The 22,181-nt window shown below is 69.3% G+C and carries 15 protein-coding genes; 12 read left to right on the top strand and 3 right to left on the bottom strand.

Annotated features, from left to right (window positions below):
* Positions 1–112 precede the first annotated feature (112 nt).
* On the bottom strand, positions 113–7,597 hold the full coding sequence (locus GSF22_RS00160) for a non-ribosomal peptide synthetase (protein WP_280116724.1): 7,485 nt from the start codon (positions 7,595–7,597) through the stop codon (positions 113–115).
* A gap of 106 nt (positions 7,598–7,703) precedes the next feature.
* On the opposite strand from GSF22_RS00160, the gene GSF22_RS00155 reads away from it, so the two are divergent.
* From GSF22_RS00155 to GSF22_RS00130, 6 genes are all read left to right on the top strand, one after another.
* Positions 7,704–9,557 (top strand): non-ribosomal peptide synthetase, encoded by a 1,854-nt coding sequence (locus GSF22_RS00155; protein ID WP_307803653.1) that lies wholly within the window; start codon positions 7,704–7,706, stop codon positions 9,555–9,557.
* Positions 9,558–9,571: 14 nt separating this feature from the next.
* The gene (locus GSF22_RS00150; protein ID WP_208810512.1) at positions 9,572–9,772 is read left to right on the top strand and encodes an MbtH family protein; all 201 of its coding nucleotides are present in this window, start codon (positions 9,572–9,574) and stop codon (positions 9,770–9,772) included.
* A 138-nt stretch (positions 9,773–9,910) separates the two neighbouring features.
* Positions 9,911–11,077 carry an acyl-CoA dehydrogenase family protein gene (locus GSF22_RS00145; protein WP_208810511.1) on the top strand — a complete coding sequence of 389 codons (1,167 nt, stop codon included), beginning with the start codon at positions 9,911–9,913 and terminating at the stop codon, positions 11,075–11,077.
* Between the two features lie 4 nt (positions 11,078–11,081).
* On the top strand, positions 11,082–12,278 hold the full coding sequence (locus GSF22_RS00140; RefSeq protein WP_208810510.1) for a hypothetical protein: 1,197 nt from the start codon (positions 11,082–11,084) through the stop codon (positions 12,276–12,278).
* Positions 12,236–13,150 carry a 3-hydroxyacyl-CoA dehydrogenase family protein gene (locus tag GSF22_RS00135; RefSeq protein ID WP_307803652.1) on the top strand — a complete coding sequence of 305 codons (915 nt, stop codon included), beginning with the start codon at positions 12,236–12,238 and terminating at the stop codon, positions 13,148–13,150. The genes GSF22_RS00140 and GSF22_RS00135 overlap by 43 nt, the downstream gene beginning before the upstream one ends.
* A 21-nt stretch (positions 13,151–13,171) precedes the next feature.
* Positions 13,172–13,408 carry a hypothetical protein gene (locus GSF22_RS00130; RefSeq protein ID WP_208810509.1) on the top strand — a complete coding sequence of 79 codons (237 nt, stop codon included), beginning with the start codon at positions 13,172–13,174 and terminating at the stop codon, positions 13,406–13,408.
* Positions 13,409–13,559: 151 nt separating this feature from the next.
* On the opposite strand, the gene GSF22_RS00125 is transcribed toward GSF22_RS00130, so the two are convergent.
* A complete protein-coding gene (locus GSF22_RS00125; protein ID WP_208810508.1) occupies positions 13,560–14,048 on the bottom strand; it encodes a hypothetical protein in 489 nt (162 codons plus the stop codon).
* On the bottom strand, positions 14,045–14,401 hold the full coding sequence (locus tag GSF22_RS00120; protein WP_208810507.1) for a hydroxyisourate hydrolase: 357 nt from the start codon (positions 14,399–14,401) through the stop codon (positions 14,045–14,047). Before GSF22_RS00120 ends, GSF22_RS00125 begins: the two co-directional genes overlap by 4 nt.
* Before the next feature lie 164 nt (positions 14,402–14,565).
* Here GSF22_RS00120 and GSF22_RS00115 point away from each other — a divergent pair, with 164 nt between their 5' ends.
* From GSF22_RS00115 to ltaE, 6 genes are read left to right on the top strand one after another with little or no spacing between them, the layout of a single operon-like run.
* Positions 14,566–15,480, top strand: coding sequence for a GHMP family kinase ATP-binding protein (locus GSF22_RS00115; RefSeq protein WP_307803651.1), 915 nt, complete (start codon positions 14,566–14,568; stop codon positions 15,478–15,480).
* 27 nt (positions 15,481–15,507) lie between these two features.
* Positions 15,508–16,110 carry a TIGR00730 family Rossman fold protein gene (locus tag GSF22_RS00110; RefSeq protein ID WP_208810506.1) on the top strand — a complete coding sequence of 201 codons (603 nt, stop codon included), beginning with the start codon at positions 15,508–15,510 and terminating at the stop codon, positions 16,108–16,110.
* Positions 16,104–17,369 carry a M20 family metallo-hydrolase gene (locus tag GSF22_RS00105; protein ID WP_208810505.1) on the top strand — a complete coding sequence of 422 codons (1,266 nt, stop codon included), beginning with the start codon at positions 16,104–16,106 and terminating at the stop codon, positions 17,367–17,369. The genes GSF22_RS00110 and GSF22_RS00105 overlap by 7 nt, the downstream gene beginning before the upstream one ends.
* Positions 17,366–18,850, top strand: coding sequence for an argininosuccinate lyase (locus GSF22_RS00100; protein WP_208810504.1), 1,485 nt, complete (start codon positions 17,366–17,368; stop codon positions 18,848–18,850). Before GSF22_RS00105 ends, GSF22_RS00100 begins: the two co-directional genes overlap by 4 nt.
* Positions 18,840–21,062: a pyridoxal-phosphate dependent enzyme gene (locus GSF22_RS00095; protein WP_208810503.1), complete on the top strand. Its 2,223-nt coding sequence runs from the start codon at positions 18,840–18,842 to the stop codon at positions 21,060–21,062. The genes GSF22_RS00100 and GSF22_RS00095 overlap by 11 nt, the downstream gene beginning before the upstream one ends.
* A complete protein-coding gene (gene ltaE / locus GSF22_RS00090; protein WP_208810502.1) occupies positions 21,059–22,102 on the top strand; it encodes a low-specificity L-threonine aldolase in 1,044 nt (347 codons plus the stop codon). Before GSF22_RS00095 ends, ltaE begins: the two co-directional genes overlap by 4 nt.
* The last annotated feature ends 79 nt before the right edge of the window (positions 22,103–22,181 follow it).

Below are 22,181 nucleotides of genomic sequence, written 5' to 3'. Positions count from 1 at the left end.
GCGGAGGGTGGGCAGGACGTCCCGGTCGACTCGTCCCGCAACGCCGCCAGGGGTGACGAGCCCGTCGGGCAGCCGACGCGACGCCTGCAGCGTCAGGTGGCGACACCGGGGATCACGCATGCGCCACCTCCGGCAGGGCCGGCACGGCCGAGTCGTCGTCGGCCATGCCGGTCAGGACTTCGGTGAACCGCCGCGCCAGACCGGCCACGGAAGCGCTGTCGCATCGATTCCGCTCGTAGAGAAGCTCCACCCGGATGCACTCTCCGTCGACGACGTTGAGCACGAGCGGATACCCCGCGCTCTCCACCCCGTCGACGAGGGTCAGCGACACCGGCCCGGCCGTGATCGTGGCGGGCAGCGTCTCGACCACCACGATGCTGGCGAACATCGGTGTTCCGCGGGGGATTCCGCTGTGCGCCTGAATGTTCACCAGCGGGGTCGACTCGTACTCACGCATCTGCAACAACTGCTCCTGCACCCGGGCACACAGGCCGGACAGAAGTTCGCCGGGCCTCACCCGGACGCGTAGCGGCAGGGTGTTCAACGTGGGTCCGACGATCGCCTCCACCCCGGGCAGGTGCGGGGAGCGGCCCGAGACCGTACAGCCGAAGACCAGGTCGTGTCCGCCGGTGGCCTCGGCCAGTACCACGGACCACGCGGCGTTGGCCATGCTCGCCAGGGTGAGCTGACGTGTCATGGCGCTGTCGTGCACCGCGTGCGAATGCTCGGCCGAGAGTTCCACCGTGGCGTAGTCGCTGCCGGTGCCGCCGTCCGCCGGCGCGCAGGGCAGCGGGGTCGGCGTGACCACATCGTGCAGCTGTGCGGCCCAGTACTCGCCGGCCGCTGCCGTGTCCAGGCTCGCCAACCAGCCGACGTAGCGGCTGAAGGCCACCGCCGGCGCCAGTTGCGGCACGCGCCCGGCGAGCATCGCCTCGTACACGGTCAGCACGTCGCGCAGCAGCAGCGACACGCTCCACCCGTCCAGCAGCAGATGGTGGTAGGTGAACACCGCCACGGCCGAGGAGCCGGACGGTGCCAGCACGACCCGCCACGGCAACTCACCGTCGGCGAAGCCGTGCACCTCCACGGGCGCCGTGTCGGACACGGAGACCGGCAGGGCCGGGCGGCGCCACACGATCTGCACCGGCTCTGCGGTGGTCTGCCAACTCACGGTGGTACGCAGGATCGCGTGCCGTCCGGCCGCCTCGATCCAGGCCCGTTCGAACAGCGCCAGGTCCACTGTCCCGTCCAGCCGCAGCGTCTGCTGGTCGATGTAGACACCTTCACCCGGTCGGAGCAGGTTGTGGAACAGCATCCCCGCCTGCGTCGGGGTCAGGGGGTAGATGTCCTCCACCGCCGGGGCGTCAGCGGTGAGCTCACGCAATTCGTCGTCGGTGAGGTTCGCCAGCGGAAAGTCCGAGGGCGTGTAGCCGCCCGGATTGGCCACGCAGTACTCGCTCAATGCCACGACCCGGTCCACGAACCGCTGGGCGACGTCGCGCACGCTGGCCTCCGCCAGCCGGGAGGTCGGGTATGTCCACTCGACCAGGAGCCGCCCGTCGCGTACCTCGGCCTCGATCTCGACCGGGTGGGTACGCCGCTGGTCGCGGGCACGGTCGGCACCGAACGCGGACGCCACGGCCCGCCATCGCCCGGCCTGTGGCGGCGAGGAACGGCCGTGGTAGTTGAACACCACCTCGGCGTCACCCTGCCGGCGCAGTGGCGCCAGGCGCGCGTCCGTGCCGAGGTGCCGCAGCAGCCCGTGGTCGAAGCCGTCGGTCGGCATGGCGCGCAGGTGGTTCTTGGCCGCGAGCAACGCGCCGCCCAGGTCACCGTGCGGTAGTTGCGGCGCGAACGGGACCACGGTGGTGTGCCAGCCCACGGAGCGCGAAAGGTCCACCCCGTCGATCGGATGGTCGCGACCGTGGCGTTCCACGTCGACCGGCACCAATCCGCCCGCCCACTGCCGCAGAGTCAACGCCAGTGCCGTGAGCATGATGTCCTCCACCTGCACCCGAAAGGCCGCCGGTGCCCTGGTCAACAACATGCCGGTGCGGCGCTCGTCCAGTTCGACCCGCACCGCTGCCGCGCTCCCGACCACGTCGGGACCGAGCTCGTGGTCGGCTGGCAGCGGCGTTCCGGCCGGACGACACCAGAGGCTCCACTGCTCGACCACGGTCGGATCTGTCGCGCGGCTGTGCAGGGCGCGTGCCCACGTGACCGGGTTGGCCGAAGGAGCCGGCAACGGCGCGCCGGCGCAGGCGGCAGCCAGGTCCTCGATGATGAATCGCCACGACACCGTGTCCACCGCCAGGTGGTGCACGACGATGAGCAGCCGGGACGGCCGGTCAGCGCCGGTGAACAGGACGGCGCGCAGCAGTGGACCGTCGGCGAGATCGAGGCTGCCCTGGATCCGATCGGCCTTTTGTGCCATCCCCGCCTCGTCGAGGTCGGCAGCGGTCTCCAGCAGCACGGCGTCCTCGTGGCCGGCGATGTGCTGCCGCCAGCCGTTCGCCGTCCGGATGAACCTGGCCCGCAGCGCGGGATGCCGCTGGACCACCGCCCGCAATCCGCCCGCCAGCGTCCCGACGTCGTCCACCGGCGTTTCGAGCAGGATCGACTGGTTGTAGTGGTGGGCGTGCGCCAGATCATGGTCGAGAAACCAGGTCTGGATCGGAGTGAGCGGAATCTCCCCGCCCGTGTCGTGCACCTCGGCTCCCCTGCCGCCGGGCTTCGCGGTCAACGGCCGGGCGACGGTCGCCAGGTGGGCGACGGTAGGGTGCTGGAAGATGTCCCTGGGGGTCACGACCAGCCCGGTGACGCGGGCCGCCGCGATGATCTGGATCGTCATGATCGAGTCGCCGCCCAACTCGAAGTAGTTGTCGTGGATGCCGACCCGGTCGACCCTCAGCGTGCGCTGCCACACCTCGGCCAGCGTGCGCTCCACCGCGTCCCGGGGCGCGGCGTACGGTCGCTCCTGCCGGCGATCGGCGTACTCCGGATCCGGCAGCGCCCGTCGGTCCACCTTGCCGTTGGCGTCCAGCGGTACTGCGGGGATCGACTGGTAGATCGCCGGTACGAGGTACTCCGGCAACGACCGGGCCAGGAAGGCACGCAGCTCCGCGGCCCCACTGACCGGGCCGACGACGTACGCCACCAGGTGTTTACGGCCCTGCTGGTCCGGACGGGCCACGACCACCGCCGCGTCGACGCCGGGATGACGCACCAGGTGCTGCTCGATCTCGCCGGTCTCCACCCGGTAGCCGCGGATCTTCACCTGGTCGTCGACACGCTGCTGGAACTGGAGGTTGCCGTCCGGCAGCCAGTAGCCGCGATCACCGGTGCGGTACATCCGCGCCCCTGGCACGGGCGAGAACTCGTCGGGCAGGAAACGCTCCGCGGTCCGCTCCGGCAAATTCAGATAGCCCCGGGCCGGGCACACCCCACCGATGTATATCTCCCCCGACACCCCGACCGGTACCGGGTTGAGCTGCTCGTCCAACACGTACATGCTGGTGCCCGGGATCGGCTTGCCGATCGGCAGCAGGTCGGTCGACACCGGGGCGACGGCATCGTAGACGGAGTTGGCCACCGATGCTTCGGTCGGCCCGTACTCGTTGATGACATCCGTACCCGGTGCCAGCGCGTGCCACCGCTCCAGCGCATGTGCGGGGAAGGCGTCCGCACCGACCGCCAGCACCCCGGCCAACCGGACGGCTTCGGCCGGGGCCAGCTGCTGGGTCAGCAGCTCCAGGTGGCCGGGGGTCAGCTTGATGAAGCTGAACGGGGACAGCCGGACCAGCTCGGCCGCCAGCTCGGCCGGATCCAGTCCTTCGGGCAGCAGGTGTACTGGCTGACCCAGCAGCAGCGGCGTGTACAGGTTCGGCACGATCATGTCGAAGCCGAAGGAGGAGAAGACCGGAGCCCCACCGCCCTGGCGGAAGGCGTACCGGCGGGCGCAGAAACGTAGGTAGTTGACCAGGCCCTGATGGTGGCAGGCCACCCCCTTCGGCCGACCCGACGAACCCGATGTGTAGATGACGTACGCCAGTTGGTGAGGGCAGGACGGCAGGTCGAGGTCACCGCCGTCCTGCGCGTCGATGGTGTCCCGGTCACGCTCCAGGTCCGCCCGGGTCACGACAAGCCGCAGGCCGGCATCCTCGGTGATCACCCGGAGCCGCTCCGGCGGGTTGTCGGCTGCCAGTGGCACATACGCCCCACCCGCCTTCAACACCGCCAGCAGCGTGACGAGCAGGTCCAACGAGCGGTCGAGCGCCACTCCGACGAGCGTCTCCCGGCGGACGCCGCGCCCGCGCAGGTGCCGGGCCAACCGGTTGGCCCGCTCGTTGAGGTCCCGGAAGGTCAGCCGCTCGTCACGGAAGGTGGCGGCGAGGGCGTCCGGAGTCCGGGCGACCTGCTGCTCGATCAGGGCGTGGATGGTTGCCCCGTCCGTCGGGTCGTGGTCGGCTTCGGCGTTGAAGCCGTGCACGATCGCGTCGAACTCGATGGCGTCCAACACCCGCAGGTCACCCAGGCGTCGGTCCGGATCCTGCGCGAACACGGTCACCAGTGTCCGCAGGTGGCCGGCGATCCGTCGTACGGTGGGCCCGCTCAGGCGCCTGTGCTGGTAACGGAGACTGAGGCGGATCCGCTCGCTGCTCTCCTCGACCATGAGGATCAGCGGGTAGCCGGTGCGCTCGTGCACCTCGCGCAGCCGCACTCCGTGCGACCCGACGGGTGCCGGGGTCTGCGGGATGACGATGGTGTCGAAGAGTTGCGTCCCGGCGGGTAGGGCACTCGCGGCGACGATGTCGGTCAGGGCGGCGTAGCCGTACTCCCTGACCTCGGCAAGGCGGTCCTGCAGGGTACGCAGCCATGGCCGGAACGCCTGCTCCGGTGGCACAGCGACGCGTACCGGCAGCGAGTTGATGAACAGGCCCAGGGTGTCCTCGACCCCGGGCAGCTCCGCCGGCCGGCCGGCCACGGTGGAACCGAACACCACCTCGCGGCTCCCGGTGTAGACGGACAGCAGCAGCGACCAGGCACCGTGCGCGAGGGTACTCACCGTCAGTCCGGCCGTCCGCGCCGTACCCCGCACGTCGGTGAGCAGATCGCCCTCGATGTCCAGATGCAGCTCCCCCACCGCACCGTCGTCCCCCTCGACCGGCCGGGTCGGCCTCTCGTGCAGGTCCAACCGGGTGGGCATGGTGAGGCCGGCCAGATGGTGACGCCAGAACCCGTCGGCCGCCCGGCGGTCCCGGGTCGCCAGCCACCGCTGGAACCCCCGGTAGGGCCGGTCGGGCAGTTCGACACGTTCCCCCACCAGCCGAGCGGCGTACGCCCTACCGAGCTGGTCGGTCAGCGTCTCCAGGCTCCATCCGTCGAGGAGCAGGTGGTGGTGACTCAGGACGAGCTCGATCCGGTCGTCGTACGCGATGACCGTGGCGCGCAGTGGTGGTTGCGCAGTGAGGTCGAACCGCTCCGCCCGGTCGGCCACGAGCACCTGACTCAGGTCGGCGTCCCGGCCGTCGAGGCGGCGTACCGGGATACGGAAGTCGTCGAGGACGACCTGGGCGGGGGCGGTCACGTCGTCGAGGTGCACGCGGGTACGCAGCACCGGGTGGGCGTCGACGAGGTCCTGCAACGCCGTCGCAAGCGCGTCCACATCCGCACCGGGCACCTCGAAGACCGCCTGCTGGTGGTAGTCGCTGGATTCCGGAGAGAACTGGTGGTGGAACACCATGCCCGCCTGCATCGGGGTCAGCGGATACGCGTCGGCGATCCCCGGAAGCTCCCGCAGGCGGGCCACGCCCGGGTCCTCGGCGATGTCGGCGACCGCCGTGTTTCGGGCCACCGGCGTCGCGGTCGGGGCGAGCCGGCGGATGGTACGGCTGCCGAGGATATGGCTGGAGGTCACCTGCAGCCCGGCCTCACGTGCCCGCACGATGATCTTCAAGGCGGCGATCGAGTCGCCGCCCAGGATGAAGAAGTCGTCGTCGACGCCGATCTCGTCAACGCCGAGTACGGTCGACCAGGCCCGGGCGAGCGTCCGCTCCGTGTGGTTCCGCGGAGCGGTGTAGTCGGTATCCACGGCGGCGCGGGTGAACCGCGGCGCGGGCAGGGCATCCAGGTCGGTCTTGCCGTTGCGGGTCAGCGGCATCTCCGTCAGCGGCACGTACAGGGCAGGCAGCATGTACGTCGGCAACGTCCGTCCGAGCAGGTCGTGCAACTCCTCGCGCTGCGGAACGGGGCCGGCCGACGTGAAGTAGGCGATCAGAGAGGTGCGGTCCCCGTCGGTGTACAACTTCACCGCCGCGTCGGTGACGGACGGATGGGCCCGCAGCGCCACCGCTATCTCGCCCAGCTCGATGCGGTACCCGTTGACCTTCACCTGGAGGTCCGACCGGCCGACGAAGTCGTACTCCCCGTTCGGTAGCTCACGGGCCAGGTCACCGGTGCGGTACATCCGTGTCCCGTCGCCCGCGAAGGGGTCGGGCAGATAGCGGTCGGCGGTGAGATCCGGCCGGCCGTGGTACCCGCGGGTGACCGCCAGACCCCCGACGAACACCTCGCCCTGCGCTCCCTGCGGCACCGGGCAGAAGTCGGCGTCGAGCAGGTACATCGTGACGTTGTCGATCGCGCTGCCGATCGGCACCGTGGTCGCCTCCGGGTCCGGCCGCCAGAGGTGCTCCGACATCTCGATGGTGACCTCGGTGGGGCCGTAGAGGTTGTGCACCTGCGCGCCCAGCAACTCGACCACCCGGTTGGCCGCCTCGACCGGAAGTCTTTCGCCGCTGCACATCAAATGGCGGACGCAGGTCAGTGTCGAAACCGACGGCTCGGCGAGAAACTGGGTCAACATCGACGGCACGAAGTGCACGATGTCGATCTTCTCGGCCCGGATGAGTTCCGTCAGGTATGCCGGGTCGCGGTGGCCGCCGGGCTTGGCCAGTACCAGGCGGGCGCCGGTCACCAGCGGCCAGAACAGCTCCCACACCGACACGTCGAAGCTGAACGGGGTCTTCTGCAGCACGCTGGTCCCGGGCCCGATGGGCAGCGTACGTTGGCCCCACGTCAGCCGGTTGACCACACATCGGTGCGGCACGAGCACCCCCTTGGGGCGGCCCGTCGACCCGGACGTGTAGATCACGTAGGCCAGGTTGTCGGGCGTCGCCTCCGCCCCGGTCAGCGGTATGGCCGGTGGGAGGCGGTCGAGGTCGTGGACCGGAACGGCACCGGTCCACGCCCCGGCCAGACCGTCGTGGGTCAGCACGAGCGGTGCTGCGGTGTCGGTCAGCATGTAGGCCAGCCGGTCGTCGGGGTAGTCCGGGTCCAGCGGCACGTAGGCACCGCCGGCCCGCAGGATGCCCAGCAGGCCCACCATCATCGCCTCGCCCCGTGCGGCGCACAGCCCGACGGGGACCTCCGGACCGACTCCTTCCGCGCGCAACACGGCCGCCAGGTGGTCGACCTTGAGGTCGAGCTCGCGGTAGGACATGGTACGGCCGCGGAAGGTGATGGCGGGTGCCAATGGTGTGGCCGCGACCTGAGTCCGGAACAAGCCGTCCAACGTTTCATCACTCGGCGCCGCTCGCATGGGTTCACAGTGCGGGCGGGTGGCTTTCTGGCCGCTATCGTCGGTCTATCTCCGCCGACCGCCCCACGTGCCCGCACGCCTGTGCACCCGGCGGAGGTCCAAAAGGGTGTCGATAGGTGAGCCGGCGATCGTCACCGGCATGGATCAGCAGTCCCTGCCCACGCTGCACGACGCCGTCGCGGCGCAGGCCGCCCGGACCCCCGACGCCGTGGCCGTCGTTGACGGGTCCTCGGCGCTGACCTACCGCGACCTGATGGCCCGTGCCGAGGCGCTCGCCGGCGCGCTCGCCGACCGGGGGGTGGGCGTCGACGACACCGTCGCCGTGCTGCTGGACCGTTCGGTGACGCTGGCCGCTGCACTGCTCGGCATCATGCGTGCCGGCGCCGCGTACCTGCCGCTGGAGACCAGCACCCCGCCGGTGCGTGCCCGTCAGATCATCGAGGACGCCCGCGCCGCCGTCGTCCTGGCCGCTGACGACACCTGCATCGCCGAGCTGCGGGCCGCCGGACTGGACGTGGTCCACCCGGACAGCTCCGCCGCCGCTGGATCCCCGCCCCGGGTGAACGGCGCGAATCTGTGCGCGGTCTACTACACGTCAGGCTCGACCGGCCGCCCGAAGGGCGTCGCGTGCACCCATGAGGGCTGGCTGAACCGATTGACGTGGATGCAACACCGCCATGGTCTCCGTCCTGGCGAGACGGTGCTGCACAAGACGACTCTCACCTTCGACGACTCTGCGGTCGAGCTGTTCTGGCCGCTGATCGTCGGTGGCCGGGTCGCGATGCTGCCGCCGCGCCTGCACCGCGATCCTCGCGCGATCATCGAGGCCGCCGTGGAGTACCAGGCGGTTCACCTGAGTTTCGTGCCCGCCATGCTGGAGCTGTTCCTGGAGACGCTCACCCCTGCGGACCTCGCGCGGTTGTCGGCGTTGCGCAGCGTGCTGTCGAGCGGCGAGGCCCTACGCCCGGCGCTGGCGGCGCGGTTCTTCGCGTGCTTCGGCGCCCGGGTCAGTCTGGACAACACGTGGGGCGCCACCGAGGTGTCGATCGACTCGACCTGCCACGTCTGCGGACCTGCCGACGGCGAGGCGACAACGGCCGCCGTGAGCCTCGGTCGCCCGATCGACCGCAACGAGGTGCTGGTACTGGACGGCAACCTCGACCCGGTGGCTGACGGCGAGCCCGGCGACCTCTACATCGGTGGAGTCGGTCTCGCCCGGGGCTACCTGCACGACCCACGGCGGACCGCGGACGCGTTCCGGCCACATCCCTTCCGGCAGGGCGAACGGTTGTACCGCACAGGCGACCGCGGTTGGCGCGGTCGCGACGGTCTGCTGCACTTCCTGGACAGGCAGGACCGCCAGGTGAAGATCCGCGGCGTCCGCATCGAGCTCGGCGAGGTGGAGACGGTTCTGCGCGGCTGCCCTGGGGTGGCGGACATCGCGGCTACGGTCTGGCAGGCAACCCCGACCGACAAGCGCATCGCCTGCTTCGTGGTCACGGCGGATGCCACGGTGACCGCAGCGACGCTGCGGGAGTACGCCGCACAGCGCCTACCCGCCTATGCGATTCCCTCCAGTATCGCCGTGATCGAGCATCTGCCGCGGCTGCCCAGCGGCAAACTCGACCGGCAGGCGCTGCCGACGCCGGCAGCGCCGGAGCCGGTCGAGTACGTCGTGCCCAGAACGCCCACCGAGGACGCGATCGCCCGGATCTGGGCCGATGTGCTCGGTGCACGCCGGGTGGGCGCGACCGACGACTTCTTCGTACTGGGCGGTCATTCGCTTCTTGCAGTGCGCGCCACCGCCCGCATGATCCGCGCGTTCGGCACCGAGATCCCCGTGAGCCTGATCTTCGAAAGTCCCACGGTGGACCAGGCGGCGCTGCGCGTGGAGGAACTGGTGCTCGCCAGCGTGCGCGCGCTGACTGACGAGGACGCCATTCGCATGGCGAGCAGCTAGGGAGGAGACCCGTCATGACGCAGCAGGAGTCTGAGCTCTTCAAGGTCGTGGTCAACGATGAGGAGCAGTACTCCCTGTGGCCTGTGCACCGGACACCGCCGAACGGGTGGCGCGAGGATGGCGCATCCGGCACGAGAGACGAGTGCCTGGATCACATCAGGAACGTGTGGCAGGACATGCGGCCGTTGAGCCTGCGCCGACACATGGGCGACTGACCTTTCCACCGCGCGGCCTCGAAGGAGGCGTGCTGGTGTGGGTGCGTACCGGCCACACCGACGGGTCTCCCCTGGAGGGTCCCACAAGTCGGTGCCGCGCCCGCTGTCGATCAGGGCCGTCTCCCGGAGGAGATTCGGATGGATTTCGCGCTGAGCCCCACCCAGCGGAGATTACGAAGCAGGATCGTCGAGTTCGCCCGGTCGAGTCTCGGCGCGGACGCGGCGGGCCACGACCGTGACGCAAGCTTCGACCGGGCGGGCTGGGACGCCTGTGCCCGCTTCGGCGTGTTGGGCTGGGCGCTGCCCGCCGAGTACGGCGGCTCCGGTTTCGACCCCCTCACCTCCATCATCGCCTTCGAGGCCCTGGCCTACGGCTGCCCGGACAACGGGCTGGTCTTCGCGGTGAACAACCACGTCTGGGCATGCGCGATCTACATCGCGACGCAGGGCACGGACGAGCAGAAGCGGCAGTTCCTGCCCGGGCTCATCGACGGCTCGGTCGTGGGCGCGCACGCGCTCACCGAGCCTGCGGTGGGTTCGGACGCGTTGTCGATCACCACCACGGCGGTCCGCAGGGGCGACAGCTACGTCCTCGACGGCACCAAGTGCTTCATCAGCAACGGCCCGGTTGCCGACCTGTTCGTGGTATTCGCGCGCACCGATCCGGATGCTGCACCACACGGGCGGCTGTCAGCCTTCATCGTCCCCGCCTCCACCCCCGGGGTCACCGTCGTCCGCGACATCCCCAAGGCGGGTCTGCGAGCGACGCCGATGGGTGAGATCCGCTTCGACCGGTGTGAGGTCCCGGTGCGCCAGCGGCTCGGAGCGGAGGGGGCCGGCTACCAGATCTTCACGTCCGCGATGGAGTTCGAGCGGGGGTTCATGTTCGCCGCCCAGGTCGGCTCGATGGAGCGGATCCTCGACGGCGCCGTGGCGTACGCCGCGCGACGGCACCAGTTCGGTCGTCCGATCGCCGACTTCCAGGCTGTCTCGCACCCCATCGCCGACATGCGGGTACGCCTGGAACTGGCCCGGTTGCTGTTGTACAAGGTCGGCTGGCTCAAACGCGAGGGCCGGATGGCGCTGCTGGAGACGGCCATGCTCAAGCTCTACGCCAGCGAGAGTCTCGTCGACACGGCGCTCGCGGCCATGCAACTGCACGGTGCCCGCGGCTACGTCGCCGATCTTCCTGTCGAACGGGACGTACGCGATGCGCTCGCCTCGACCATCTACGGCGGCACGTCGGAGGTCCAGCGCAACATCATCGCCGGCCTGGTCGGCCTGCCTTCCGCGCGGGAGAGGTGACGCCATGACGCCGAAGGTCACGATCACCCTGGAAGAGCCGTTGGCCGGCGCGGCCGCCGAGGAGTTCGGCCGGCGAATCTACTTCGCCACCGGTGACATCCTGGACTTCAGGTTCGTCACCCGGGACGACCTGGTGACGGCGGTGGACCTGACGTTGGCGCCGACGGGGCATCCGGAGACGGTGACCCGCAAAGTCAAGGCCATCCTCGACAACGACGTTCTGGCCCAGCTCATCCGGCCGCCAAAAGTCATCTGGTCGTCGCCGACCGCGGTGGAGATATCGGATGGGACCTTCGCACGCCTCAGGGAACGGGGCGAGGTCTTCCCTGCCGGCGAGGGCCAGGTGTCGTTGGGGCCGGCCATGCTCCACCTGATGGACGCACTCGACGACGTCGTCCGTGGCATCGTCATCGACGAGTTGGGGGGCATCGAGTACCGCTACCCAACCCTGATCTCGGCGCGGACCATGCACCGCTGCGGCTATCTCACATCGTTCCCCCAGTATCTGATGTTCGCTGCCCGGTTGCACAGTGACCTGGACGTCTACCAGCGCTTCGTGGACGACACCCGGGCAGCGGGGCAGCTCGTGCCGAATGTGCTCGACCGCTGCAGCGACGTGGACTACTGCCTGCCGCCGACGATGTGCTACCACACCTTCGCCCAGTACGCCGACCGGGAACTGCCTCCCGGGCTGCGGACTGTCACCGCGAAGGGCAAGTCGTTCCGGCACGAACAGAAGTACCACCGGGGCCTTGAACGCCTGTGGGACTTCACGATCCGCGAAACGGTCTTCTTCGGCAGCCGCGAGCAGGTTCTGACCCGGCGTCGGTGGTTCCTCGACCGGATCCTCAGGTTGCTGGAGCAGTTGCAGTTGTCGGGGCGGTGCGAGGTCGCCAACGACCCGTTCTTCGGCAACACCGACGTGGCGGTGAGCTCGTCGTCGCAGCGGCTGCTGGAACTGAAGTACGAGATACGTCTGGAGGTGGGCGGCGGCCGCGACATCGCAGTAGGTTCGTTCAACTTCCATGAACGCGCCTTCGGCACCGCCTTTGCGATCACTCTGCCCGATGGCGAGACCCCGTTCACGGCCTGCACCGGATTCGGGCTGGAGCGACTGGCGTACGCGGTGGCCTGTCAGTACGGCGTCGAACCGGACGCGTGGCCGGATCACGTCCGCGCCGTCCTCGGCCCGAATGGTTGAGCCCTACTAGGAAGGAGCACGCGGTGCAGGAGAAAATTGCAGTCATCGGGGCCGGCACGATGGGTGTCGGCGTCTCGCACGCCTTCGCCGCAGCCGGCCACCCGGTGGTCATGCTGGACGTCAGCAAGCAGGCACTGGACCGCGCCGAGGAGCTGATCTCGCGGAACATCCGGTACTACACCATGCTGGGCGCCCCGCCGGAACCGCATCCGGGCGCCATCATGGACGTCATTACCCTGACCACCGACCTGGAGGACGTCGCCGACGCGGACTTCGTGGTGGAGAACGTTACCGAGAACTGGGACGTCAAGAAGCCGCTGTACCAGCAGCTGGAAGCGGTCTGCAAGACGGAGACGGTGTTCGGTGTCAACACGTCCGCGATCCCGATCACCCGGATCGCCGGGCTTACCGGACGCCCCGAGCAGGTCATCGGGGTCCATTTCATGAACCCGGTCCCGCTCAAGCCACTCGTTGAGGTGATCCACGGATTTCACACGTCCGACGAGACGGTCGCATTCACCCGTGAGTTGATCCGCGGCTTGGGCAAGGACAGTCTGGTGGTCGAGGACTCGCCCGGCTTCGTCACCAACCGGGTGATGATGCTGATGGTCAACGAGGCCATCTGCCTGCTGCAGGAGAACGTGGCCGGGGCCCCCGAGATCGACCGCCTGTTCACCGAGTGCTTCGGGCACAGGATGGGTCCGCTGGCCACTGCCGACCTCATCGGCCTGGACACCGTCCTGTACTCCCTGGACGTCCTGCTGGAGAACTTCAACGACCCGAAGTACCGCCCCTCCACTCTGCTCCGCAAGCTCGTCGACGCGGGTCACCTGGGCTGCAAGAGTGGTCAGGGCTTTTTCTCCTACGCATAAGAGAAAGGTGCGTGCATCACCATGCTGGACATCATCCGCGACTTCGTGCGGCGACACGTGGGCGGACACCCGGTGGGCGACGACGAGGACCTTTTCGCCACCGGCTACGTCAACTCACTGTTCGCCATTCAGATAGTCATGTTCGTGGAACGGGACCTTGATATCGCCGTCAAGGGTGACGATCTCGACATCGGAAACTTCCGGAGTATCTCCGCCATTCACCAGTTCGTTCAGATGCGTGCCCCCGCGTCGGCTTGATTGCCACCTGGCACGGTACGGTGTCGATGCCCCGCTCGGGACATCGACACTGTCGCGTATCGGCGTCATCGTGGGCGGTTCCTGCCGCGCCCGCCCACGACTCCACCCGTCGCGCCCGGCGTTCTCGCGGACTCCACCGTCGGAGCTGTCTTCAGTGGCGCGGGTGACGACCGGCCAACGGTTGCTCGGGTAGCGCCGCCTCGGTCAGCTCCCTGGCCAGTCGCAGCGGCGAGCACCATTCGAGGCTCAGGTTGTGCACCGCCACCACCAGGTACGCGCAGCTGCTCTGGCACAGCAGCAGGGTGCCCCGGGCAAGCGGGCCGGACACCGGATCCAGCGACCGCTGACGCTCGACGACCAGGCGCTGCTGAGCGGCTTCGCCGTCGCCGTCGGCCAGATGACGCTCGACGTACACCTCGGGCGGATAGGGCGTCGGCTCGAGGTACCAGCCATGATCGTCACGGCGTACCCGGCGTGCCAGCCGCAGTTCCCCGATCAGGTCAGCGAACCGGCGTTGAAGCGGTTCCACACATACGTCCACCGGGAGACGCCAGGTCACCATCCGGCTGAACTCACTGGATGGCCCATCGCGCAGGTCGTGCAGCAGCAGCTCGACCTGGGGCAGACTGAGGTACCTCACGGCTCACACCTCGTGTGGCAGGCGGTCAGGGTCTGTGGGCCCATCAGCACGCACAGGCCGTGTTTCTCATCGGTGTCGGCCACGAAGAACGTCAGGACCGCATCCCGGTAGAACGTCACCGTGCCCTGTAACCCGAAATAGCCGGCGCAGTCGAGGGTGAGCCGGTAGACGCCGGTATGCGGGCGGTTCAGCCCGACGTACGCCTGGAACGGATCACCGATGTAGCCGGTGTCGTCGGTACGGCCGACGTAGACGAGCTGCCAGCCCTCGGCGAACTGGCGTTCGAGGCGGACTGCCACGTCGCGCGCCGGGCGGCCGTAGGCGACGTCCACAATCCGCAGATCGATACTCACGCTCACGGTCTAACCGGTGGGGCTGTCGCTTCGCTTCTCGCGGGATATCGCAGACCGGGAGACCGGCTCCGCCCCGCGTCACGTCCACGACAGTACAGCGACAGCGTCGCGAAAGGGCCCGCGCCGAGAGTGACGGAAACAAACGACAGACAGAGGAAACGTCCGTGACCGAGCTAGCGGCCCGCTCGCAGATGTCCGCCCGTGCCCTCGTCGCGGCCGACGGTTGCGGCACTGCCTGCGGAACCTTCGGAGAATTGCTGCAGGGTGCCCTGATCGACGCCGACAGCGACTTCCTGGTGACCCTGCCAATCGCGCGGTCGTCCACCGCCCACTTCGAGCTTGCGCCCGACCGGAACACGGTGAGCGTCCACCCAGCGGGTAAGTGCAAGTCCCGCCAGCTCGCTGAGCTGATGTTGCGTCGCCACGGTTTGGGCTGCGGCGGCACCCTGACTCTCACCACCGAACTCCCGGAGGGCAAGGGTCATGCCAGTTCCTCGGCGGACCTCGTGGCCACCGCACGCGCGGTGGGCGGGGCGATCGGCGTGAACCCCGACCCGGCCGAGATCGAGACGCTGATGGCGACCATCGAGCCGTCCGATGGTGTCATGTACGCCGGTGTCGTGGCCTTCCACCATCGGCGGGTACGCCTCCTGGCGCACCTGGGACACCTGCCACCGATCACGATCGTCGGGATCGACGAGGGCGGTCAGCTCGACACGGTGGCCTTCAACCGCCAGCCCAAGCGGTTCTCGATGGCCGAACGGCGCGAGTACGACCACCTGCTCGCCGTGGTGTCCGCCGCGGTGCGCTCGGGCGACCTCGGCGCCATCGGTCGGGTCGCCACCCGGAGTGCCGTGCTCAACCAGCGTCTGCGACCGAAGGCGAAGCTCACCGACATGATCACGCTCGCCGAGACCACCGGTGCGCTGGGTGTCGTGACGGCGCACAGCGGCACGATCCTCGGCCTGATGTTCGCCGACAACGACCACGAGTACGACGAAAAGGTGGCTGCCGCCCGCCACGCCTGCCGCGTCCTGGCCGGTGACTCCTGGATCGACCGCACCCAGGTCGCCTCCTGACCGCACACGTCCCAGAAAGGCCGGCACATGAAGAATCGAGTCCCCCACCGGCGGCCCCTGTCAGTATGCGTCTTCGCCGGTGCCCGCACCGGGTCGAGCCGGCACGCCTCCGCCGCGGCCGAGGAGCTGGGCTCACTGCTTGGCTCACGCGGCCACCGGCTGATCTACGGCGGCGGCGGAAGCGGCCTGATGGGCACGCTCGCGTGGTCGGCGCATCACGCGGGCGCCGAGGTCGTCGCGGTGATGCCGACGTTCCTGTACGAGATCGAGCGTGGCATCGCCGCCCCGCCGCAGACCCTGCGCCTGACCACCACGATGACCGAACGCAAGGCCAGGATGATCGAGGCTGCCGACGCGTTCGTGGCGCTGCCCGGCGGCTTCGGCACGCTCGACGAGGTCTTCGAGGTGCTCTGCCTGACCTACCTGGAACAACACACCAAGCCGCTGGTGCTGCTCGACGTCGAGGATGCCTGGCGTGGACTGCACACACTGGTCGACGAGATCTGCCGCCACGGCTACGCCGACCGGGACCGGTGCGGGCTGCACATGGTCGCCCGGCCAGCCGAGGCCATAGCGACGATCGAGGCGGAGGCCGTCGGGCACGACGTCTCCGAGGAGGCGATGTGCTGACCCGGGTCGGGCACCGCGTCGACCGTGGGCGGCTTCTCGGACACCTCAACGAGCTCGCCCGGTTCGGCGGCGCCGACGGTGGGGGTGTCTCGCGGGAGGGATTCGGCGAGGCCGACAATGCCGCTCGCGCGTACCTGACCGGACAGGCGGAGTCCCTGGGACTGACCGCGTCCGTGGATCCTGCCGGCAACCTCCTCATCCGCCGCCGGCGCAGCCATGAACCCGAGCGTCCCGTGCTGCTCTTCGGCTCACACCTCGACTCGGTCACCAACGGTGGTCGTTACGACGGCGCGTACGGCGTGGTGGCCGCGCTGGAGGTGCTGGCGCACTTCGCCGAGCACCCCGGGCCGATGGCGTACGAGCCGGTGGCGGTTGCCTTCGCCAACGAGGAGGGCGCGCTGTTCCCATGCCCCTTCTTCGGCTCCAAGGCGCTGGTCGGCATGGTGAACTCCGCCGACGGAATCGTCGACCACGACGGCCGGCCGTTACGGGCGGCGCTGAGCGCCGCCGGCGGTGACCCTGACGCGTTGGCCACCGCCGCGTGGCCGGCCGGCAGCATCGGGGCGTTCCTGGAGCTGCACGTCGAGCAGGGACCGATCCTGGAACGCTGCGGCACTCCGATCGGGATCGTGGACGTCGTCACCGGCCGCTCGATCCTCGACATCACTCTCAACGGCCGGCAGAACCACGCTGGCACCACTCCGATGGATGCACGCTGCGACGCCCTCGTGGCTGCCGCCAAGCTGATCGTCGCAATCGAGAATCTGGCCCGTGAACAGGGGGTCTGTTCGGTCGCCACGGTCGGCACCATCGACTCCGCGCCCAATGTGACCAACGTGATTCCGGGTAGTGTGACGCTGACCGCGGAGATTCGCGACGGTTCGCCCCAGAGGCTTGCCGCCGCAGAGCGCGCGATCCTGCAACTCGTGGCCGAATCCGACACGCACCACAACAGCGCCCGGGTCACGATGCGATCGGCACCCACGGAGACCGATCCCCGGATCCGCGCGTGCGTCGCCGAGGCCGCCGCTGAGCTGGGTTTCGCCACCATGGGCCTTTCCAGTGGCGCCGGCCACGACGCACAGATCATCGCAGCCGCCGCGCCCGTCGCGGTCATCTTCGTGCCCAGTCGGGACGGCATCAGCCACGCGCCGGCTGAGCACACCGATCCGGAGGATCTGGTCGCCGGTGCCGACGTTCTGCTGGGCACGGTACGCCGCATGCTGTTCACGGTCCCCGCACCCGGGGCCCGGCCATGAAGCTGACCGGACGCATCACGGCGCTCCCGGACGATGTGCTGCGCGAGGAGATCCTCGATCCCCAGTTCACCGCCGAGGCCCGCACCCTGCTGCCGGGGTACGTGGCAATCGAGAAGGTGCTGATCCTGGAGTACCTACGGATGGGTCTGATCGACCCGGCCAGCGCCGCGGCTCTCGGCGCTCGACTGGGTGAGGTCGACCAGGACCGCATCGTCGCCGACTCAGCGGGCAACCTGTCCGACATCGCGTTCGCCATCGAACGCTACGTCCAGGACGGGCCGGTCACCCCGCCCGGCACCTGGCACGTCGACCGCAGCCGCAACGACCTGCAGGCCTGCGCGCAGCTGATGTACGCCCGCAGCCGCGTGGTCGATCTGGTCGGCGCGCTGACGATGCTGGCCCGCAGGGCGGCCGGCGTCGCCGCGGGCTGGACCCGTACGCCGATGCCCGGTTACACGCACCTGCAGGCCGCGCAGATCGTCACACCCGGCTTCTATCTGGCCGCCTTCGTCGAAGAGACCCTGGGTGCGGCACGACAGTTGCGCGCCACCCATGACGCCGTCAACCAGTGCCCGCTCGGGGCGGGTGCCATGGCCGGTCAGGAACTGGACTGGGACCTGGACCGGATGAGCACCCTGTTGGCCTTCGATCGTCCCGCACCGCACGCGCTGGTCGCGGTCGCCTCCCGCGGCTGGGCGTTGCGGATAGCCGGCGACCTGTCGGCGTACGGGGTCGTACTGGGCCGGTTCGCCACCGACCTGATGGCCTGGGCCAGCGGCGCCTACGGCTTCGTCGACCTGCCGGACGAGCTCGCCGGGATCTCCTCCGCGATGCCACAGAAACGCAACTTCCCGGTCCTGGAACGCATTCGTGGGCGCAGCGCCCACCTGAGCGCTCTGCACCTCGACCTGGTACTCGGCCAGCGTGGCACCCCGTACGCAAACATGGTGGAGGTGTCCAAGGAGGCCGGCACGCACCTGCCGACGCTGCTGACGACCGCCGCGTCGGTCCTGCGCCTCGCCACCACGGTCGTGGGCAACCTGCGGTTCCTGCCCGACCGGATGCGGATGCTGTGCGAACGTGACCACCTCGGCGGTTTCCGCTTGGCGAACCTGCTCGCCCTGCGGGCGGGTGTTCCCTGGCGAAGCGCCCAGGTCATCGCGGGTGGCTATATCGCCGAGGCGGTCAGCGCCGGCCGCTCACCTGCCGAACGGGACGTCGCGCTACTGCGCCGGCTTGCCGAGGGTCACGACCTGGTCGACCCGGGCGACATGCTGAGCGAGGCGTTCGATGTCGACTCCGGGTTGGCTGCGAAGGTCTCGCCCGGCTCGACCCACCCGGTGCAGGTCGAGCGGCTGCTCGCCGAGCAACGGTCCGCGCTCGACGAGCTTCTCGCGTGGTCCCACGCACGGCAGTCGAACGTCCGTACCGCCATGTCCGAGCTCGACCGACTACTGCGAGGAGCGTGCGATGCGGTTTGAGTCCGTCCTGGATGCGATCGGTCACACCCCCCTGGTACGCCTCAACGTCCCGGCCGCCCCGGAGGTGGCGGTGTACGCGAAGCTCGAGCTGCAGAACCTGTTCGCGATGAAGGACCGGGTAGCCCGGCAGGTCGTCCTGAGCGCGCGGGCGGAGGGTGTACTGGCCGAGGGCGCGCCGATCGTGGAGAGTTCCTCCGGCACCATGGCGTTGGGGCTCGCGTTGGTCGGTACTCATCTGGGGCATCCGGTACACATCGTCACCGACCCCCGCATCGATCCGATCACCATGGCGAAGCTCCAGACGTTGGGCTGCGTGGTCCACATCGTGGACGCGATGAGCGAGGCAGGCTGGCAGAGCGCGCGGCTCGAACGGCTGGCCCGTCTGATGGACGACCTCGATGGCGCGTTCTGGCCGCGGCAGTACCACAATCCGGAGAATCCGTTGGCGTACCGGGCGCTCGCCGACGAACTCCGCACCGAGCTCCCCGCCCTGCACGGGCTCGTCGGAGCGGTCGGCAGCGGCGGGTCACTGTGCGGGACCGCCGCCGCGTTGCTGCCGGCCCTGCCCTCCCTTGCCGTCATCGGCGTGGACGCCGTGGGCAGCATGCTGTTCGGCCAGCCTGACCGGCCGCAGCGGTTGCAGGGCGGGCTGGGCAACAGCCTGCAGCCGGGCAACATCGACTACTCGCTTCTGGACGAGGTCCACTGGCTCTCCGACGACGAGGCATTCGCCGCCACCGGTGCACTCGCCCGTGAGCAGCAGATCTTCGGTGGCAATACGTCCGGCTCGGTCTACCGGGTGCTGACCCACACGGCCACCCGGATGCCACCGGGCTCGTGCCTGGTGGGCATCTTTCCCGACCGCGGTGACCGCTACGTCGACTCGGTCTACCGACACGTGCCGGCAACCACCCCCAGGCGGGCCCCGGTGCAGGTCGACTACGGCACTGCGGTCACCGCCTGGTCGTATGCCCGGCTGGGTCGGGTGGCCCGGCCGCAGCTCGGCTTCGTCGAGTCGAACACGACCGGCACCGGCATGCGGGCACTGCGCGTGGCCGCCCGCCTCGGGGTGCAGCCCGTGCTGTTCACCGGCGCACCGCAGCGTTACCAGCAGCTGGACGAGAGCCGCGCGCGGGTCGTCGTCTGCGACACCGACAACGAGCAGGACCTGAGCCGCTCGGTCAAGGCCGAGCTGCAGTTTCCTGCGGGGATCACGACCACCAGTGACTTCTACCTGCCGCATGTGGCGGCGCTGGCCGAGTCGGCCGGCCTGCCGGGCAATCCGCGCAGGGCCATCGAGGTCTGTCGCAACAAGGTGTTGTGCCGGCAGGCTCTGGGTGCCGCCGGCATCCGGCAGCCGCGTTACGCGGTGATACGGCAAAGGTCGGATATCGCGGACGGGCTGCGCGGGCTCAGGTTTCCCTGTGTCGTCAAGCCCGCCGACGACTCCGGCTCCAACAACGTACTGCTGTGCCGGGACGAGGAGGAGGCCACCCGGCACATCGAGCACGTCCTTCTGGCTACCGAGAATGTCCGGGGCCAACGGATGCTCGGCTGGGCGGTGGCCGAGGAGTACGTTGCCGGGCCCGAGGTGTCGGTGGAGATGTTCAGCCACGACGGTCGGACAACCTGCCTGGGGATCACGGCGAAGACGACCCTCGCCGAGCCCCACTTCGTCGAGGGCCGACACGTCTTCCCGGCCGACCTGCCGGACGAGCTCTCGGCGGAGATCGTCGGCACGGTACAGGCCGCCCTGGTAGCCGTCGGCATCACCCACGGTGCGACGCACACCGAGATCCGTCTCGGCGCCGACGGTCCAGCGATCGTCGAGATCAACGCCCGTCCCGCAGGTGGGATGATCCCTGATCTGATCTTCCTGGCCACCGGGATCGACATCGTCGAGCAGCATCTGCGGGCCGCATGCGGTCTGCCCCTCGACCTCGCACCGACCCGGGCCAGGTACGCCGGGATCACCTTTCTGACCGCGCAGCGGGCCGGGACGTTGGTCGGGCTCGACGGTCTGGCTGCTGCCGCACGGGTACCGGGAGTGGACCGCGCAGTGGCCATCGCCCGTCCCGGGGCCCGCGTACGCCCACCACGCAACGCCTACGACCGCCTCGGCTACATCATCGCCGCCGGTGAGACCGCCGACGTGGTCGGGTCGGCCCTGGAAGCCGCATCCGCGAGCGTCAGGATCGAGGTGCACCCGTGATCGAGCTTCGTAGTGACACGTTCACCCGCCCCACCACGGCCATGCTGGACGCGATGGTCAGGGCACCGCTGGGCGACGATGTCTACGGCGAGGATCCGACTGTCAACCGACTAGAGCAGTTGGCGGCCGAGCGGTTGGGCAAGGAGGCTGCCTGTCTGATGCCCAGCGGAACCATGGCGAACCTGGCCGCTCTCATGGCCCACGCGCCACGGGGCGCGAAGGTGATCGTCGGCGTGGAGTCCGACATCTACCTCTACGAGGCGGCCGGTGCGTCGGTGTGCGGCGGCATCGCGTACGAACCCGTTCCCAACGAACCCGACGGCACCCTGTCCGTGGCCGCGATCGAGGCGGCGTTCCCGGAGGACATGGACGATCCACAGTTCGCCCTACCCGCTGTCATCTGTCTCGAGAACACCCAGAACCGGTGCGGGGGCGTGGTACTGGAACAGGCGTACCAGCAGCAGGTGCGGGACCTGGCACGGCACCGTGGGGTGACCGTGCACCTGGACGGCGCGCGCATCTTCAATGCCGCCGTCGCCAGTGGTCGGTCCGTGGCAGACGTTGCCCGGTACGCCGACTCGGTGCAGTTCTGTCTGTCCAAGGGTCTGTCGGCACCGATCGGCTCCGTGCTGGTGGGCGGTGGGGAGTTCGTCGCGGCCGCACGGCGGATCCGCAAGATGATCGGTGGCGGGATGCGGCAGGCAGGCGTCGTCGCGGCGGCCGGCATCGTCGCCCTGGAGGATTCGGTCGACCGGCTCTCCGAGGACCACGCCCACGCCCGGCTGCTGGCTGAGGGGCTGGCGACGCTGCCGGGAGTCACGGTTGACCTGCCACAGACCAACATCGTGCTGTTCCGGGTGGCCGGCCGCGACCCGGGGGAACTGGTGTCGGCTGCCGCCTCAGCCGGGGTCGCGGTGGCGGGGTTCGGGCATGGTCGCATTCGCGCTGTCACGTACCGCGGAATCGACGAGTCCCTGATTTTCCAGGCCGTGGACCGACTCCGGGAGGCCCTGGTCAGGCCGTGCGCCAGTACGGCATAGGGCCTGGCCACGCTGATCAACCGGATGCGGGACGACCACACGTCGGATCATAAACGAGGCGACCGTCACGTTGGTGACC

Source organism: Micromonospora echinofusca, from assembly GCF_017614955.1.
Classification (GTDB): Bacteria; Actinomycetota; Actinomycetes; order Mycobacteriales; family Micromonosporaceae; genus Micromonospora; species Micromonospora echinofusca_A.
This window is presented reverse-complemented; position numbering and strand designations above follow the sequence as displayed.